This is a genomic window from Vibrio sp. 811, from assembly GCF_033339195.1.
This window is the reverse complement of the sequence record NZ_JAWOUB010000056.1, coordinates 1-2,052: the sequence shown is the minus strand read 5'-3', so window position 1 is coordinate 2,052 and position 2,052 is coordinate 1. Positions and strand designations below refer to the sequence as shown.

2 protein-coding genes are annotated in these 2,052 nt (G+C 44.9%); both read left to right on the top strand.

All coding sequences use genetic code 11. The features are described 5' to 3' along the window. Positions 1-1,093, top strand: a 1,093-nt coding sequence (fabV, locus tag R7Q46_RS24695) for an enoyl-ACP reductase FabV (RefSeq protein ID WP_318077862.1), incomplete at its 5' end; no start/stop codon positions are given. Positions 1,094-1,281: 188 nt separating this feature from the next. Further along, a partial coding sequence (locus R7Q46_RS24690) for a GAF domain-containing protein (protein ID WP_318077861.1) occupies positions 1,282-2,052 on the top strand: 771 nt, incomplete at its 3' end.

The following is a 2,052-nucleotide window of genomic DNA, read 5'->3' as shown; positions in this document are numbered from 1 at the left end:
GATCCAAAGCGGCCCTAAACGAGTTTTAATTATTGGTGCTTCCTCCGGTTTTGGGTTAGCAGCACGTATTGCCCTAACGTTTGGCGGCGCTGAAGCAGACACCATTGGCGTCTCGTTTGAACGAGGTCCATCTGAGAAAGGGGTTGGCAGCGCAGGCTGGTACAACAACATCTTTTTCAAACAAGAAGCAACACATGCAGGACGCACTGCAATCAATATTGTTGGTGATGCATTCTCTGACTCTGTCCGTAATGAAGTTATCGAAGCGATCGAAACCTACTTTGAAGGTGAAGTCGATTTGGTGATTTACAGCCTTGCAGCGGGCGTTCGTCCAAAACCTCATTCAGATACGTTCTGGCGCAGTGTGATTAAGCCTATTGGTGAGTCGGTTACTGGCGCTTCCATCTTACTTGAAAATGATCAATGGGTTGAAACCACGCTCGAGCCTGCCACCGAAGAGGAAGCAGAAGCGACCATTAAGGTCATGGGTGGAGAAGATTGGGAAAGCTGGATTGATACTCTCATCAACACGGAATCCGTCGCTCAAGGTTGCAAAACCATTGCATTCTCATACATGGGCCCAGAAGTTACTCACCCAATCTATCTTGATGGTACTTTAGGCCGAGCCAAAATTGATTTGCACCAAACCAGCCATGCATTGAATCTGAAACTGGCTAACTTCGACGGTGGTGCTTACGCCACGGTGTGTAAAGCGCTGGTAACCAAAGCCAGTGTTTTCATTCCTGCTCTGAGCCCTTACCTTTTAGCTCTGTACCGAGTAATGAAAGAGAAAGGCACGCATGAACGCTGCATCGAACAAATGCAACGTCTGTTCACGACGAAGCTTTACGATCAGCCTAAAGTTCCTGTTGATGGCGAGCGATTGATTCGAATTGATGATTTAGAACTGGATCCGCAAACGCAGGCTGAAGTGAGTCATTTATTAGAACAAATGAATGCGGAGAACTTTAAAGAGATTGGTGATTACCAAGGCTTTAAGGACGAGTTCATGAAACTCAACGGCTTTAACTTTGACGATGTAGACTACTCGCAAGACATTTCGTTAGAAACCTTGGCGTCACTTAAGCCATAAGTTCGTCAAATTTGTTTCATATTTGAGATGGCTTCCAACAATTTTGGGTCCTGAAAGGTTTTCAGGACTTTTTTTTGTTTCGTCTGTGGGCGACCCTATACTTAAGTAAAACGACTAATGTTATAACAATTACTACTGCATAAATCTTCGATTCACAGGATGTGAAACTACCGGAAAGGAAGGCCTCTATGGGGAGATTTCAAACACTAGATTATGAGATTCCTGAATCCATGCAGCGAAGCTGGCAGGATATCGTCAATCTCCTCGCACAGATTGCAGACGTGCCAACCACGCTTATTATGCGAGTGCATCAAAACCACATCGAAGTAAACACCTCAAGTGACACTCAAGGTAATCCATATAAAGCTGGCGACAAAGAAGATCTTGGACATGGTTTGTACTGTGAACATGTCATTGAAACCAAAAGCCAACTAGTTGTCCCTGATGCCCTTGCCGATGAAAAATGGTCGAATAACCCGGACATCAAACTTGGTATGCTCTCCTATTGTGGTTTGCCGTTGTTTTGGCCAAATGGCGAAACGTTTGGAACCATTTGTATGTTGGACTCCAAAGCCAATGAGTACAGCGAAACTTACCGGCAATTGCTCAATACGTTCAAGGACTCAATAGAAGCTCAACTTGCTGTTGTCTACCAACAATACAAACTGTTGAGACTTAACAGCGAACTTAAAAATCGCGTAGAAAACCGAACCACTGACCTCGCCCAACTCAGCTTTTCACTCACTCAAGAAATTGACCGCCGCAAAGCCGCTGAAAGACAAGTTAACTACCAGAAAACCCATGACCAAGGTACCGGATTTCTTAATCGCGCCGCTCTGGAAGCTGTCGTTGAAGATACGCTTCAATCCCTAGAACACGGGCATCAGTCTTTAATTGTTATAAATGTGGGCTTTAGTAATGCGCGTAGCATACAAACTCGATACGGCTTTGAAGCGTTT